This window comes from Vibrio sp. 1069 (assembly GCF_033340555.1).
This window is the reverse complement of the sequence record NZ_JAWOWP010000003.1, coordinates 362,932-378,620: the sequence shown is the minus strand read 5'-3', so window position 1 is coordinate 378,620 and position 15,689 is coordinate 362,932. Positions and strand designations below refer to the sequence as shown.

The window sequence follows — 15,689 nt, the reverse complement described above, 5'->3', positions numbered from 1 at the left end:
TAGCAAAGCCAGCGTATAGGTGCTGGCTTTGTTATTTCGGTAAAAAAGCGAATGTTATCGAATAAAAGCGATGCATCCTTGCAAAATCACTAAATTCACAATGTCGATGAAGAATGCACCGACAATTGGAACCACCATAAATGCTTGTGGTGATGGACCATATCGACTCACGATGGAGCCCATATTCATGACCGCAGTCGGTGTAGCACCTAACCCAAAACCGCAGTGTCCGCTAGCGATCACCGCCGCATCGTAGTTGCCTCCCATCATGCGGAATGTTACGTAGTAAGTGAACATCGCCAACACTGCCGACTGAATAGCAAGAATAATAAGGAATGGGATCGCAAGATCGAAAATATTCCACAATTTCAAACTCATCAAGGCCATGGCAAGAAATAGAGATAGTGCAACCGTGCCAAGAATATCAACGGTTTCTAAATCAACCTTGCGCGCCTTCGTCACTTCCATGATGTTAGTGATAACAACACCAATAAACAGCGCATACACAAAATCGGGAATCATTAACCACTTGATGTCAAAACTGCTTACCCAACTCTCCAGATACTTCGCGCCTGTCACGCAAAGTAGAATGATGGACAAGCTTTCAACGACTCTTTTCGCTGTGACGCGATCTTCCTCATGTTCGTTGTACGTCACCAGTTCAGGGAAACTCTGATGACTTTGATTGGTGCGTCCGTATTCCGATTCCAAGTTGTGTTTGTTTAGTAGCTTTTGTGCAACAGGGCTGCCAATAATCCCGCCCATCACCAAGCCAAATGTAGCAGAAGCCATTGCCACCTCTAGAACATTATGCAAACCATACATTTCTTGAAAAGTTTGCGACCACGCAGCTCCAGTTCCATGTCCGCCAGAAAGCGTAATGGATCCGGCGATCAACCCCATGAGTGGATCTAACCCCAACGCTGTTGCTAAGGACACGCCGACCGCATTTTGGATAAGAATGTAGACCGATGCCACAACTAGGAAGATGAAAACCTTCGCACCGCCTTTAATCAGTTGGGTGTAATTTGCCGCTAAGCCAACGGTTGCAAAAAACATCAGCATAAAAACGTTTTGCAGTGGTAAATCAAAGGATACATCCACACCGTTTAAGTGCATCGTCGTGATTACGCAAGCGACCACTAGACCACCAACAATTGGCTCTGGAATATTAAATTTTTTTAAGGTTGGTAACTTGGTATTGATGAACTGCCCTAAAAACAACACGCAAATTGCGACAAGGAACGACTCCTGTGGGCCGATAGATATTACCTGATTCATGAGACCTCTTTACTCTACTCTTTCTCATTCATTGAGCACGCGCTCAACGTGAGATAGGTGCCTAAGCCAGTCAGATTGCCTCTCGAAACTTTTGTTTTCTAGGCCTCTTTGACCATTGATTCTCATCAAGTAAGAAATAGGCAGACCTAAAATTATGCTAATTATCATTCAGTGAGAATATTTATTTAGAACAGGCGATAAGTGTATTGATGGGAAGAGAAAAACAACACTTCTCAACTTATGAGAAGCAATTAATTTCCATATAAAACAAAACCTCAAAACAACGACCACATAGGTGGATATTTAGAGCGAATGAGACAGGCGGATACACTAGGTTTTAAATTATTACTTTCTCTCTAACGCACTAGGTGTTATACATATATATAACACCATCTCAACCAAGAGATTCACTCATGACTAATTGGCATGATCGCCAACCGATATTTCGACAGTTGGCAGACCAGATCACGCAGCAAATACTGCAAGGTGTCTGGCAAGAAGGCGATGCTCTGCCCTCCGTCCGTAGCATCTCTGCAGATATGAAAATTAACCACCTCACCGTTATGAAAGGCTATCAATTGCTTGTTGATGACGGGCTAGTGGAGAAAAAACGCGGTCAAGGTATGTTTGTCGCTTCAGGAGCAAAGCTCAAATTACTCGCAGACGAGAAGGCACGTTTTCTTCAGCAACAAATTCCGCAGATAGCCGACACAATACAGCGTCTGGATATGTCACTCGACGAATTCATTCAACAACTAAAACCACACTTGAAAGGTGACCAATGAGCGCATTAGTCAGTGTAAACAACGTCTCCAAGCAATATCAGCAACAAGGAGAAGCACTGCATGAAGTGAGTTTCGACCTACATGCAGGACAAGTACTTGGCTTACTCGGCCATAATGGCGCAGGTAAATCAACGCTTATTAATGCCCTACTCGGTGCACATGAATATCAGGGCACTATTCGTATCAACGGATTTGAACCCATTATGCAACGCGACAAGATAATGCAGAGCTTATCCTACATCTCGGATGTCAACGTTCTGCCAGATTGGATGACCGTTGCTCAACTGCTTAACTATACCGAGGGCGTGCACCCAGGGTTCAATCGCGCCCAAGCAGATACGCTACTTCGTCAAACGGACATCAAACCTCGTGCGCGTATCAAATCTTTATCCAAAGGGATGAAGGTGCAATTACACCTCGCGATTGTGATCGCGACCAACACCCAAATCCTCATATTGGATGAACCGACACTCGGGTTAGATCTCGTGTATCGCGAGACGTTTTATCGTCACTTATTGGAATGGTTTCACGACGGCGAGCGCGTGTTGATCATCGCCAGTCATGAAGTATCAGAGATTGAGCACTTGCTGACAGATGTTCTGATTCTTAAGCATGGTCGCCCCGTTCTGCAAACCTCGATGGACAGTATCAGTGAAGACTATTTCATTCTTGAAGCCAACGACGAGCACCGCACACAAATTGAAGCGATGAACCCACTCTCGTCACAAAAAGGCCTCGGTTCAACGAAATGGTTACTCAAAGCCCAGTATGCCCAACAAGCAGAAACAATGGGCTCCATCCATGGGGTGAAATTAGCGGATTTATTTTTAGCATTGCAGAAGGAGGCAGCGTAATGCGTTCAGTTGTCGCGATGTTGCAAAAAGAGTGGTTAGAAAACCCTCTTGTTTTACGTATTCCACTGTTTGTGTTGGCGTGTGGAGTTATTCTCTTTGTGAGTTTAATGAGTAACGACACTCTACAACACAATATGTTTTTCCAAATGAGCTTTGGTGGCGATATCAGTGACATTCACAAAGAGCTTGGTGATGATGTCAATATGTTGATTACCGGAGGAGCAGGGCTGCTGTCTATCTTGTTAGCCGTTCAGTACTTCCCAAGAACGCTACGCAAAGAACGGGCGGAAGGCAGCATTATGTTTTGGCGCAGTATGCCTGTCAGTGACATAAAAGCCCATTTAGTGAAGCTAGGATTTGGCTTATTGGTGATTCCGCTTGTCTGCTCGGTGCTCGTACTCGCTGCAAATTCAATGTTGTGGTTGCTGAACATCTCTACTGATCACCAATTGGCTTTATTGTACCGCCAAGCCTCGTTAGGTTACGTGCTGCTGCATTGGGGAGAGTTTTTAATCAGAATGTTGTTCGCCGGTATTCTGCTGTTACCGCTGGCATTAACTGCGATGGCTATTTCACAAAAAGTGAACTCACCACTGGTCATTTTGTTTATCGCCATTTATGCGCTGCGTTGGATGCCTATCGCACTTTTTGGTTTCTACGGGCTAGATCAGTTTTTCTCCGAAGTGCTTTACCTTCCGCTGCACGCCATTATTACACCAAACCCATTCAATGCCATTCCTCAAGCGGGTTGGTTAAACGTTGGCATTTACGCCTTCATTGGTATTCTTGGTTGGACAGCTAGCCTCAAGTTCAGCCGAACTATCCAATAATGCTTCGTTCAATAAACGACCAAACCAAGTCATAAAAAAACGGTCACAACCAGTGTTGTGACCGTTTTATTTCGCCTCTAGGAGCTCATCCACTTAACTTTAACCAAGGAATGAAATGTAGCCTTGCAAGATAATTAAGTTGACGATGTCGATAAAGAAAGCGCCCACAATTGGCACCACCATAAATGCTTGTGGCGACGGGCCAAATCGGTTAACGATCGAACCCATGTTCATTACGGCTGTTGGGGTTGCCCCCAAGCCAAAACCGCAGTGCCCCCCTGCAATAACAGCAGCATCGTAGTTGCTTCCCATCACTTTGAACGTAACATAGTACGTAAAGATTGCTAAGACGACAGACTGCACAGCTAAAATAACCAAGAATGGAATCGCTAGATCGAAGATATTCCATAACTTCAAGCTCATCAGAGCCATCGCTAAGAACAGAGATAGCGATACCGTACCTAACATATCGACCGTTTCGGCATCTAACTTACGAATCTTGGTCACTTCCAAGAAATTCGTAATGATCACACCAATGAATAGCGCATATACGAAGTCTGGAATCATCAGCCATGAGATTTCATACGTGCTTACCCATTGCTCGACATACTTGGCCCCAGTAACACAGATCAGTAGGAAGAAGAGTTTCTCCACCACTTTTTTCGCCGTTACTTTATCTTCTTCGTATTCATTGTAAGTCACCAACTCCGGGAATTTCTCGTGAGTTTTGGCATCTCGACCACCACGACCATACTCAGACTCTATGTTGTTCTTTTCCACCAGACGCTGCGCTACAGGGCTACCAATGATACCGCCGATGATCAAACCAAAAGTCGCTGATGCCATTGCAATTTCTAAGACGTTATCCAATCCATACACGTCTTGAAAGGTTTGTGACCACGCAGCACCTGTACCATGACCACCTGACAGAGTAATCGAGCCAGCAATTAACCCCATCAAAGGATCTAAACCGAGCGCCGCCGCAAGTGAAACGCCAACGCCGTTTTGTATGATGATGTAAAACGATGCGACAGCTAAGAAGATAAAAACCTTCGCACCTCCTTTCATCAACTGAGTGTAATTTGCGGCCAAACCAACTGTCGCAAAAAACATTAACATAAACGTATTTTGTAATGGCAAGTCGAATTCTAAGTCGATGCCGTTGAAATGAAGAGCAGTAATCATGCAGGCTACAATAAGACCACCTACAATCGGCTCAGGTATGTTGAATTTCTTTAAAATCGGTAGCTTAGCATTAATAAAATGCCCCAGGAAAAGCACACTGATTGCGACCAAGAAGGACTCCAGTGCACCTACAGATATTAAATGATTCATATCGCCTCTTATTATTGTTCTCTTCATTCTCCGTAATGAATGAGTGTTAGTTTAACCTTCGTTCAATAGCAAATTTTCTCGCTTTATTGTTTCGAAAATACTCAAAAAGTTGGTGTAGATGCGCCTTAGGCTAGTTTAAGGGGCGCTCCTTAAGCGATGTGTCAGTTTTTACGCTGTTAGCAAGCCCTTAAATGTGAAAGGAGCTGATACAGCTCCTTCAAATGGCCCCTCGCAATACCTGTGCGTTATCGCTTGGGGTGTTGTGTTGTGAGTAAATTCTGGGTGACACTTTCTGAACCACTTCGGGCTCCCTTACTTAAACAGAATGTGTCAATTACTATCAAACAAAGTTCCTTCCCGTTGTAACCGCTAAACGCCGAGAGCGCGTTCAAAACAATTGGGTTTGCCTGTTCCTGTCGTAGCTTTTCAACTCTGGCTCATGGTGTATAAACGAGCCGAATCCAAGGAAACTCTTAGGCTGCAACAAACGTTTTCGTCACAACGGAGCAGGATTATAACATATCGCTGATAATTTTCTTCAATTCAGTGACATTCACCAACCCCATGGTTAAACCTTGCAATGATTAACTGCCTATTATCATTTTCACAGATAAAGATCGAAGCACAGTTACTCAGTAAGCTTCTTAGAAAACGATGCATAGCCAATAACTTCACCGCCGTTCTTATCCAAGAGGTCTTGATAAACGCCCTAGAGAACCAAGCAGCCGAAATATGCGATGTTATCATGATTGCTTTTCGAGACCGATGCCCCGACTTTGGCTGATGAGTACAACCCCAACTATGCATCAGACAAAAACATGTATAATTTTTTATACAAGTTATTCAATAACAAGAGTCCCACATGAACATTCATTCTCTTTGCCCTGCGCTATTACTCAGCGTCGTCTCATCAGCTACAGCAGCTGAAAACATTCGTATTCAATATTCTCCCATAGAGACAACTCATGAAAAAATCGCCCAACAATCGATTCAAAGCAGCGATGTAAACACCATCTTTGTTGAGCTGTCTCAGGCCTACTTTCCATTTGATAAAGCTCTCACGCTGGTTTACGGCGGAGAAGATGGTCCAATGTATGATCCTGATACACACACAATATACGTTCCTTACACTTTTTATTTGGAGTCGCTCAATTACTTCTCCAATAATCAGTATGAAGAACGCTTCGGAAAATCCCCAAAAACAGGGGCGCTAGATACGTTATTGCACACTTTACTTCATGAAGCTGGACATGCTTACATCGAAGATCAAAGCATCCCTGTTCTCGGAAAAGAAGAAGATGCGGTCGATAATTTTGCCACTATTTTAATGATTGACTTCCTAGAAGATGGCGCAGATATGGCCATTAGCGCCGCCGACATGTTCGCATTCGAATCCGACGACAGACCGGACTACTACGATTTTGGCGAGTACATTGACGAACACAGCTTTGATTTGCAGCGTTACTTTTCAACGTTATGTCTGGTGTACGGTAGTGATCCTGAGCAATACAAAGCCTTACTCGATGAAGTAGAAAAAGACTACCTGCGTGATCGCAAAGAGTTCTGCCAATTCAATTACGGCAACATTCGCGACAATTGGCTGCATTACTTGCAAAACAATGAACCAAAAGAAAATTCGCCACGTAAAAGCGATTAGAAAATCTCAAACAAGAAAACCGCAATGACAAAACTCATCATATTTTATGACGGAACCTGCCCGCTTTGTGCCAAAGAGATGAAGGCGCTAAAACAACGCGATGCCAAGCAGCACATCAAAACCGTCGATATCTATAGTGATGCATTCTCAGATTATCCTCAGATAGATCCTGAACAAGCCAACACCATTTTGCACGCCCTCAACGAAAAGGGGGAACTTCTGCTTGGGTTGGACGTGACTCATCGTGCGTGGCAATTAGTTGGTCGCGGTTGGCTCTACGCTCCACTGCGTTGGCGCCTCGTTAAACCTGTTGCTGACTGGCTTTACCTCAAATTCGCAAAGAATAGGTATCGCGTCTCATATTGGTTAACGGGGACTTCTCGTTGCAATAGTGGGTCGTGTTCACGTTAATTGTGATCCCGCTTAAAAATGCTACGACCTTCGTCTAGATTTACAAATTTCCAGTACTTCTGATTGAGTAACTCGGTTAATCTCTAAGCATTACAACAATAAGTATTAACACTTTTATCAGGCAAGCTTATTCAGCTTGTCACTTGTAACGCTGCGCCGAGAGAAGGACGTCTCTATGAATCTGACGATCAGAAAACGACTATATATCCTTTCAATAATTCCAATTCTAACTATGGCAATAGGCATGATGTGGTTCACCTACGTACAAACCACGGCCTACAACGAGCACGAGATTGAGCAAACTCGAAGTCGAATGATGGAGATGAAAAAAGCCGAACTCAAAAGTTACGTACAAATGGCGCGTTCCGCTGTCGAGCCGCTACTCGCACAAAATGCCCCACTGGAAGAGGCTCTGCCTATCTTGAAACAACTAGAGTTTGGTCAATCCGGCTACATCTTTGGTTATGATTCAAAAGGCGTTCGCGTCGTGGTGGGTAAAAACACCAAAGGCATCGGGGAAAACTTCTATAACTTGCAGGACAAGAAAGGCAATTACCTGATTCAGGATTTGCTAAAAAATGCCAAAACTGGTGAGTTCACGACTTATTACTTCCCGAAACTCGGTCAGAGTGAAGCACTACCGAAACTGAGCTACTCAGTCTTTATTCCTGAATGGGACTTGATGTTGGGAACGGGTTTCTACACGGACGATATCGACGCCATTGTGGCAGACATGGAAAAAGCCGCACACGAAGATCTCAACACCACACTGACGGCAATTGCCCTGTTTTGTGCCTCGATTACAGCGATAGTTGCAGTCTTTGCCGTGTTTGTTAACCGCAGCATCATGAAGCCTATTGAGCAGTTTGATGCTTCAATTCACTCTTTCGCGCAAGGCGATGCAGATTTAACCGCGCGCATGGAAGAATCGAGCGTGCCGGAGTTCACCCAACTTAGCCGTAACTTCAATATCTTCGTTGAAAGCCTGCAAGGCATCATTAAGAGCGTTAGCCACGTAGGACAAGAAGTGGTTTCAGAGACCAACGAGATGTCACAGCGTGCATCGCAAGTGGATGAATTAGCTTCTGGTCAACGTGAAGAAACCGAACAAGTCGCAGCGGCAATGACCGAGATGACAGCAACGGCGCACGAGATTTCAAACAACGCTAACCAAGCAGCGCAATCAGCCAGAGACGCCGATGAAAACTCACAACAAGCAAAACACATTGTTGATTCAGCAGCGAACTCTGTCGAAGCACTCGCGCTAGAGGTGTCGGAAGCCAGCACGGTGATTTCTCGTTTAGAGAGCGACGTAAAAAACATTTCTTCTTCTCTGGAAGTGATTCAGGATATAGCCGAGCAAACTAACCTATTGGCACTGAACGCAGCCATTGAAGCAGCCCGTGCAGGCGAACAAGGTCGCGGCTTCGCAGTCGTTGCCGATGAGGTTCGTAAACTGGCGAGTCGCACTCAAGACAGCACAGGCGAAATTCACCAAATGATTGAGCAATTGAAGTCTGGCTCGGATGCGGCAGTGAAAGCCATGGGCTCAAGCCAAGCGCGTGGTGAAGCAACGGTTGAGGAAGCACGAGCTGCCTCTGCCGCACTGCAAGAAATCCAAGCCGCAATTGCTAACATCATGGACATGAACACCCTGATCGCAACGGCAACCGAAGAGCAAAGCCAAGTTGGGCAAGAGATTTCACAACGCATTGAAGTGATCTCTCAACAAAGCGGTCAGTCGGCAAGCCTTGCGAATCAAAACCGTGCAGGCAGTGGCAACCTTAACCACAAAGCCAACGAACTGTACGACTTGGTCGGTCGCTTTACGGTCTAGAGCTTTCCTCAAACACTCAACATGCAAACAGCGACGCCAAAACGTCGCTGTTTTTATTTCTGCTATCATAATGCGACTTAGCTATAATGCCGCCAACTAAGCACCCACAAGGGCAAAACCAGATGATTATTATGACCACCAATTTCGGTGACATCGAGATTGAACTGAACCTAGAACGAGCACCAGTTAGTTCAAAGAACTTCAAAAAATACTGTGAAGATGGCTTCTACAACGGCACCATTTTCCACCGCGTTATCGATGGCTTTATGATTCAAGGTGGCGGTCATACCGAAGACATGGCAGAAAAGCCAACACGCGCCCCTATCGCGAACGAAGCAAACCGTGGTCTAAAGAACCTTGTTGGCACTATCGCAATGGCGCGTACCGATGCTCCGCACTCTGCAACAGCACAGTTCTTCATTAACTTGGAAGACAATGATTTCCTAGACCACACCGCAACTACCAACCTAGGCTGGGGCTACGCCGTGTTTGGTAAAGTGACCGCGGGTATGGATGTCGTAAACCGCATCGCGAAAGTGAAAACGACCTCTAAGCTTGGTCACGATGATGTGCCATGCGATCCAATCATTATCGAGAAAGTGACGATCAGCGAATAAACCCATTCGCCTCTGCAGAGAAATCGTCGCTATAAAACAATAAAAGCGCCTAACGTCTTATGACCTAGGCGCTTTTTGTTTTTATTGCTGAAAAAAATGAGCAGCGAGTTTACAGTGTAAAAAGTGAGCAGTTCTAGCGATTACATCCCTTTGAACAAACTTTGAGATGCACGGCTCACCGGGAGCTTGTTCTCTCCAACGTGAGCAAACATTCTGCCAGCAAAGTCTTTGTTTACTTTGTTAATTTTGCACACTTGCACCACGCTTGAACGGTGTACTTGCCAGAACTGTTCTGGGTTAAGCTGCCCTATCAACTCTTTCAAAGATGTACGAATCAAATACTCCTGCACTTTGCCTTGTCCTTGTTGGGCATACACAGAAACGTATTTTTCTTCCGCTTTGAAATACAACACATCAGACGTGGCGATCAGATGAATGTCTTCCCCTTGCGTCGCTTTAATCCACTGAAGATATTGCGGCGTTTGTGGCGCGGATAATTGCTGCAACTGTTCTAACAGACTGCTCATCTGCACATTACTGCTTTCTTGTTCTCGCTTAGCAAGGCGTGCTTTCACTCTTTCACACGTTGTCAGGAGGCGCTCATCCGAGATAGGCTTGAGCAAATAATCGGCGGCATTTTGTTCAAAGGCTTTGATGGCGTAATCATCGTACGCGGTGACAAACACAATCAAAGGTGGATTGGCGAGTTGATTGAGTTTTTGCGCTAGTGTCATGCCATCCAGAACTGGCATACGAATATCAAGAAACGCAATGTCAGGTTGGTTTTGCTCAATGACTTGCAACGCTTGTTCACCATCCGCGACTTTGGCTATCACCTCTAGCTCTGGCCACACTTCAGCTAGGCTTTTATCTAGATGACGCCTCAATAGCGGTTCATCATCAGCAATAATGGCTGTAAACCCTGTATTCATTCCTTTCTTCCTTGATTACGATTCCATTGGCCAACTCAGGCGAACACAAACGCCACCCTGAGCAGACTCACTGATAGAAACCTCTCCTTGTCCTGCGAACAAAGCTTCAACTCGCTGCTTGAGATTACTTAAACCCACGCCAGAGCCCATGTGCCCACTAACGTGATTCAAGCCAACACCTGTGTCTCTGACTTCAATCTTCAAGTTCTGTTGTTCGCGCTTTATGAGCAAGCTGACTTCGCCACCTTCTCGCTTCGGCTCAATACCATGGATGATGGCGTTTTCGATTAAAGGTTGGAGCATCATCGGCGGTAATTCGGTTCTGCCTAACCCCTCTTCCACTTCAACCTTGTAACTGAGTCGGTCACCCAAACGAGTTTGTTGGATGCCTAAGTAAGCCTCAAGTAACGCCGTTTCATTGTCTATGGTGGTGTGCTCTTCACGTGAGCTTTTGAGCGTTGCTCGCAGCAGCGCGGTTAACTGTTCTAACATCAGCTTGGCTTTATCAACATCTTGCGACATGAGCGCGCTGATATTCGCCAAGGTATTGAATAGAAAATGTGGTTCAATCTGGCTTTGCATCTGCTTAAGCTGACTCAGCAACAGCGCACGATCTTGCTCTGCTTTCTCGCGTTTGATGGCTTCCAACTCTCGCTGAGCGATCGCATGTTGCTCGCGTGAATAGAAATAGAAAAAGCACATGGCACTGAATAACAATCCCATTAGACCAACCGACAGCATACTTGAGATACCGAAGTATTCCCCAAGCCAAAGCTGAGCGTTCACCACACCAAACAGTAGGCATGCCGTCAGCGAGATAGCCACTTCCGCCAAACGAGGAATGGTAGGAAACAGGCGGTCGACAAGCCATGAGAAAAAAATAGCTGAATAGCCAAATCCAAAGCTAACCGCTACATGAATGTAAAATGGACCGCCCCAAACCGAGAGCGTCATTGCTGCGATAAAGAGACAAAATGCCGTGGTCACTAATAAGCTACGCGGCCATCCACTTTTCACCACTGATTTTGCTGAACACATTTAGAATTTCCCTTTGATGTTAAATACAATCATATGCTTATCATTGATTTGTGCGTAAGCAGATTGGTCGTCTCCGGTTAAAAAGCGTGCGGCAACTTCCACTTCTACACTTTGGTCGCCAGTATCAATCCATTGGTAGTTAAGCCACTGCGTGACAATCACACCGCCATCTTGCGGCGACAACATCACATCCAACGTAGGAGTTACATCACTTAGCCAGCCCATATCCGCTTTGCCGTTCCATGCAGCCCATGCTTCTACATCCCAACTCCAGTGCAGCATTACGTTATGCTGAACGATATTGGCATGCTGAAACCCTTGAGCGTAGCTTGTTGCAAGTAGAGACGTTTGGGGATTAAGGGTTTGAGAGAGTAGTTCGCCACGTTCTATTGCTTGTTGCCATTCGCTTTTCGACCATGCACGGCTGTCGTACCAATATTCAGCAATCACGTTGTGTCCAGCTTGGTTTGCCCAGTTCAATCCAATTAAGGCTTGGAATGCGCTGCCCTGCTCCTCAACCGAAACGGGTTGGTAAAGATCACCCTGCTGAAACTGATAGCCAACACTTTGCTTTTGCCACAGCATGGAACCGTGCATGGCGATGGATTCATCCCACACCGCAATGGCACTGGCTCCGAGTAAACCTCGGCGCACATCATCGTAATAACCAATAAGTTGATACTCGGTATCACCCACCAGCGCATAACGACGAATACCAACACCTTGCTGCTCTGCGGCTTGATCAAGTGCACTCTGGTCTTGTTGCCCCCAGCTTGAATCCGTCGCAATGACTGTCCACTCGCCGGCCATATCGTAGTGTGAAAGTGAAAACACGCCCGCCCCCTCTTCTGCGACTAAGCCAACCGGGTTTTGTCGATAAGGCTTAAACAGGTCCAAAGGTCGGTAGCCATAACCCACTCCCCAATCCACGCGCAACTTACCCAAACTCACATCAAGTGTAGTGTCACCGACTTGCCACTCCCCTAGCCAAGCCAACTCTCGAATCAACAGTTGGTTATCAGCTTCACTCCACCAATCACTCTCTCCTTGTTGGTTGAGGTACAACCCTTGGCTGTACAGAGCAAACAAGCCACTAAAGTTCTGATAATTCACCTGCACATCCAACAGTGCATTAAGTGAATCACGAGAACTGCCCTGCGCCTGCATAAACGCACTGTCACGCTGCTTAGCGGTTTCGTAACTGACAGCCCAATCCCACTCAAAACTCAGCTCATCATTGGCAAAAACTGGGGCTGCTGCGCCCACACACAACGACGCAGCAATCAACAAACTGGTGCTTTTGTTAAGGTTAGGCTGGTGCGATTTCATGTGACTTCCTTGCTCGTTTTCATGGTTCTATTTACGAAGCTCAGACTAAAGCTGAGTCGTGTTGGCTTTCGGCAAATAACTTGGGTTGTAGAACTTGTTATCTAGCTGCCAAGGCACGATTTCTTGGTACTCGATAACGGTCTTTTTGCTCGGCTGAATGCTATCAAGCAAGGTCATCTCACTGACGTAGTCTTCACCGTTGTCAGTTGCACGTCCGTATTGCGCTTGCTTGGCGAGTTTGCCAGAGCGCAGGTAAAGATCAGCTTTAATTGGAAACGCATCTTGCTCAGACAACCACAAGTCGATCTTCTGATAGCTCGCCCCTTTGGTTTTCGCGGTTAAAGCAAGGTGATAAGCCGCGACACTTTCCCCGTTTACCGAAACGGTTTCTGTCGCTTTCCATTCACCTTGATAATCTTGGCTCCACGTCAGAGTTGAGATGTCGCCGATAGACGCTTCACCAAGCAGCTTCTGCATTGGCGTAATGCGAATCGGACGGCGACTCTTCGGCATTTGTAGCCAGTAGTTGTCGCCCATCATCAACATCTTTTGCCCTGCTTCAACCGCCGATTTGAATACCACCAGCGATTCTCGATTTGGGCGTGTGTACACGTGGTAAAGGCGGGTTTTATCTAACTCTTGGTCTTGATATAAGCGCACCAGAGACACCACTTTGGAGGAATCATCTTGCAAGCGGTAGCTATCCGCTTTTTCAATCAATTGCGCGACTTGCTGTGCATCTAGCGCTGTTTCATTCGCACTGGCATTCATGCTTGCCATGCCGCTTACCGTCAGCAGTGCAATTGGTAATAGTGATTTGAAATTAAACATAAATCAGTGCCTCCGTAATTGGCTTGTTCACCCCTTTGCGCGCCGAGAAAAACGCCGTAACCACACAAATCATCAATACTGCGAATCCTGCGACAGCGACCAGCTCCCAAGAGAAGTAAATCGTCAATGGATAACCTTCTGTGCGTCCTGGCGGTGGCGGCATTTGCACATCCACGACCATCAGTAAGACGGTGACTAACGCAGCAAACAAAGCGCCGATTAAGCTGCCAATCACGGCAAGTAACCCTGCTTCGCGCAAGAACCCAGCAATGATTTCGCGAGGGTAGCTACCAAGTGCTGACAGGGTGCCAATTTCACGGGTGCGTTCCGTTACCGACATGGTCATGGTGTTGAACAGGGCGACAAAGACCACCAGCGCCATTACTGCTCCCATGATGCCGAAGATACGGTCGTACAAATCTTTCACTTTGAGATAAAAGAACGCACGTTCTTGCCAAGGCGTAATTTCAATATCTTGATCACCAAAGTTCTGTTTTTGCTTACTCAGAACCGAAGCCACTTGTTGCTCGACTTGGTTAGTTAAACTGGTATCGAACAGAAAGACAGATAACGCACTGACTTTGTCTGAACCGAGCAGCGATTGCGCGCTGTTGATATGCACGTACAGTTGGCGTTTATCAAGCTCAGGCACGCCGGTTGAATAGATACCACGAACTTTGAAGTCATACGCGTTCAATGCGCCGTCGGTAGTGGTCGCCAGCAAGGTAATCCAATCGCCAACGTGCACACTTAGATTGTTCGCCAAATCAACGCCGAGCATCACTTCTGGCTCTGCTGGGTCATAACGCGATGCATGAATGTTGGACAGCGTCTGCCCTTCACGCACGTCTAAAAACGGTCCTTTCATATCGAATTCGCGCTCGTTAACACCAATGCCGATAAAGATCGATGACTTGTTGCCGTTGGAAATCAAACCGCTGAACTCAACTCGTGGCTGCACGCCTCGCACTTCATTCAACCCAATCAATTGCTTGGTGATGTCGTCGGCGTGAGTTAAACCGTTACTCAGCGGCATCTCTTCTTCTTTGGCGAAGTAACCCGGCGTGGTTAACGTCAGATGCCCCGTGTCACGTGCTGTTGACTCTTTCAAACTGTCGTAGGTGTACAGACCAAAACCACCCGCACTGGTTAAGGCAAACACGGCAATGGCGATGATCAGCATCGACAACAAACTGCGGCGGCGATTACGTTGCAGGTTCAACCAAGCAAGGCGAACCGAAACGGGAATTAGCTTGCCCATGAAACCTCCTCCACACTCGCGTGCGTTTGGGTAATTTTGCCATCCACTAACTCAATGGTTCGATCGCAGCGAGATGCCATACGAGGGTCGTGTGTGGCGACGATAAAAGTGGTACCTAGCTCGTGTCCGAGCCCTTTCATAATGTCGATGACCTTGTTAGCAGTTTGACTATCAAGACTTGCGGTTGGCTCATCGGCAATCACCAACGCCGGTTTGTGTACTAACGCACGAGCAATTGCCACACGCTGCTGCTGGCCGCCTGATAGGTTGTCTGGCATGTGATGAATAAACTCGCCTAAGCCAACGTGCTCTAACATTTGTGTGGCGAGCTCGGTTTGTTCTACTTTTGAAAAGCCATTGAGATGTAGCGGATACGCCACGTTCTCTAGTGCCGTCATCACGGGAACAAGGTTGAATTTTTGGAACACAAAGCCAAGCTTTTCACGGCGCATTTTCGCAGCCTGCATTTGTCCGGTTGGATATGGGCTGCCTGCAAATGTCACCTGACCTTGGTATTGAGTATCCAGCATGCCAAGCACGTTAAGTAGGGTGCTTTTGCCTGAACCAGACGGTCCGCATAATGCCACCATTTCGCCCGCAAACACTTCACCAGACACATCTCGCAATGCATACACCGTTTGGCTGCCAAGGGCGTAATCGCGGCTAAGTTGATTAAAAACGATCATGACGC

At 46.4% G+C, this 15,689-nt stretch carries 15 protein-coding genes; 7 read left to right on the top strand and 8 right to left on the bottom strand.

Annotated elements, in window-relative coordinates:
* Positions 1–54 precede the first annotated feature (54 nt).
* Positions 55–1,281, bottom strand: a complete 1,227-nt coding sequence (gene gltS, locus R7040_RS07710; protein WP_005374443.1) for a sodium/glutamate symporter — start codon at positions 1,279–1,281, stop codon at positions 55–57.
* Between the two features lie 413 nt (positions 1,282–1,694).
* Between gltS (R7040_RS07710) and R7040_RS07705 the strand changes: the two genes are divergently transcribed.
* From R7040_RS07705 to R7040_RS07695, 3 genes are read left to right on the top strand one after another with little or no spacing between them, the layout of a single operon-like run.
* On the top strand, positions 1,695–2,066 hold the full coding sequence (locus R7040_RS07705) for a GntR family transcriptional regulator (RefSeq protein ID WP_005374444.1): 372 nt from the start codon (positions 1,695–1,697) through the stop codon (positions 2,064–2,066).
* Positions 2,063–2,920, top strand: coding sequence for an ABC transporter ATP-binding protein (locus R7040_RS07700; RefSeq protein ID WP_005383221.1), 858 nt, complete (start codon positions 2,063–2,065; stop codon positions 2,918–2,920). The genes R7040_RS07705 and R7040_RS07700 overlap by 4 nt, the downstream gene beginning before the upstream one ends.
* On the top strand, positions 2,920–3,750 hold the full coding sequence (locus R7040_RS07695) for a hypothetical protein (protein WP_318095544.1): 831 nt from the start codon (positions 2,920–2,922) through the stop codon (positions 3,748–3,750). The genes R7040_RS07700 and R7040_RS07695 overlap by 1 nt, the downstream gene beginning before the upstream one ends.
* A 99-nt stretch (positions 3,751–3,849) precedes the next feature.
* Here the strand turns inward: R7040_RS07695 and gltS (R7040_RS07690) are convergent, their stop codons facing one another.
* Positions 3,850–5,085: a sodium/glutamate symporter gene (gene gltS, locus R7040_RS07690; protein ID WP_025768730.1), complete on the bottom strand. Its 1,236-nt coding sequence runs from the start codon at positions 5,083–5,085 to the stop codon at positions 3,850–3,852.
* A gap of 862 nt (positions 5,086–5,947) precedes the next feature.
* On the opposite strand from gltS (R7040_RS07690), the gene R7040_RS07685 reads away from it, so the two are divergent.
* The 4 genes from R7040_RS07685 to R7040_RS07670 all read left to right on the top strand — a co-directional run bounded on the left by R7040_RS07685 (position 5,948) and on the right by R7040_RS07670 (position 9,607).
* A complete protein-coding gene (locus tag R7040_RS07685; RefSeq protein ID WP_025768728.1) occupies positions 5,948–6,742 on the top strand; it encodes a DUF4344 domain-containing metallopeptidase in 795 nt (264 codons plus the stop codon).
* 24 nt (positions 6,743–6,766) lie between these two features.
* Positions 6,767–7,153 (top strand): thiol-disulfide oxidoreductase DCC family protein, encoded by a 387-nt coding sequence (locus R7040_RS07680; protein ID WP_025768727.1) that lies wholly within the window; start codon positions 6,767–6,769, stop codon positions 7,151–7,153.
* A 175-nt stretch (positions 7,154–7,328) separates the two neighbouring features.
* Positions 7,329–8,990 carry a methyl-accepting chemotaxis protein gene (locus tag R7040_RS07675; protein ID WP_318081168.1) on the top strand — a complete coding sequence of 554 codons (1,662 nt, stop codon included), beginning with the start codon at positions 7,329–7,331 and terminating at the stop codon, positions 8,988–8,990.
* Positions 8,991–9,112: 122 nt separating this feature from the next.
* On the top strand, positions 9,113–9,607 hold the full coding sequence (locus R7040_RS07670; RefSeq protein WP_020195057.1) for a peptidylprolyl isomerase: 495 nt from the start codon (positions 9,113–9,115) through the stop codon (positions 9,605–9,607).
* 140 nt (positions 9,608–9,747) lie between these two features.
* Here R7040_RS07670 and R7040_RS07665 read toward each other — a convergent pair whose 3' ends face one another.
* From R7040_RS07665 to R7040_RS07640, 6 genes are read right to left on the bottom strand one after another with little or no spacing between them, the layout of a single operon-like run.
* Entirely contained in the window at positions 9,748–10,539 is a 792-nt protein-coding gene (locus R7040_RS07665; RefSeq protein WP_250654523.1) for a LytR/AlgR family response regulator transcription factor, read from the bottom strand.
* 15 nt (positions 10,540–10,554) lie between these two features.
* The gene (locus R7040_RS07660) at positions 10,555–11,577 is read right to left on the bottom strand and encodes a sensor histidine kinase (RefSeq protein ID WP_250654524.1); all 1,023 of its coding nucleotides are present in this window, start codon (positions 11,575–11,577) and stop codon (positions 10,555–10,557) included.
* Positions 11,578–12,906 carry a hypothetical protein gene (locus tag R7040_RS07655; RefSeq protein ID WP_213896386.1) on the bottom strand — a complete coding sequence of 443 codons (1,329 nt, stop codon included), beginning with the start codon at positions 12,904–12,906 and terminating at the stop codon, positions 11,578–11,580.
* Positions 12,907–12,951: 45 nt separating this feature from the next.
* Positions 12,952–13,737: an outer membrane lipoprotein-sorting protein gene (locus tag R7040_RS07650; RefSeq protein ID WP_085342431.1), complete on the bottom strand. Its 786-nt coding sequence runs from the start codon at positions 13,735–13,737 to the stop codon at positions 12,952–12,954.
* On the bottom strand, positions 13,730–14,998 hold the full coding sequence (locus R7040_RS07645) for an ABC transporter permease (RefSeq protein WP_262600519.1): 1,269 nt from the start codon (positions 14,996–14,998) through the stop codon (positions 13,730–13,732). The genes R7040_RS07650 and R7040_RS07645 overlap by 8 nt, the downstream gene beginning before the upstream one ends.
* The gene (locus R7040_RS07640; RefSeq protein ID WP_213896388.1) at positions 14,986–15,684 is read right to left on the bottom strand and encodes an ABC transporter ATP-binding protein; all 699 of its coding nucleotides are present in this window, start codon (positions 15,682–15,684) and stop codon (positions 14,986–14,988) included. The genes R7040_RS07645 and R7040_RS07640 overlap by 13 nt, the downstream gene beginning before the upstream one ends.
* Between the last annotated feature and the right edge of the window lie 5 nt (positions 15,685–15,689).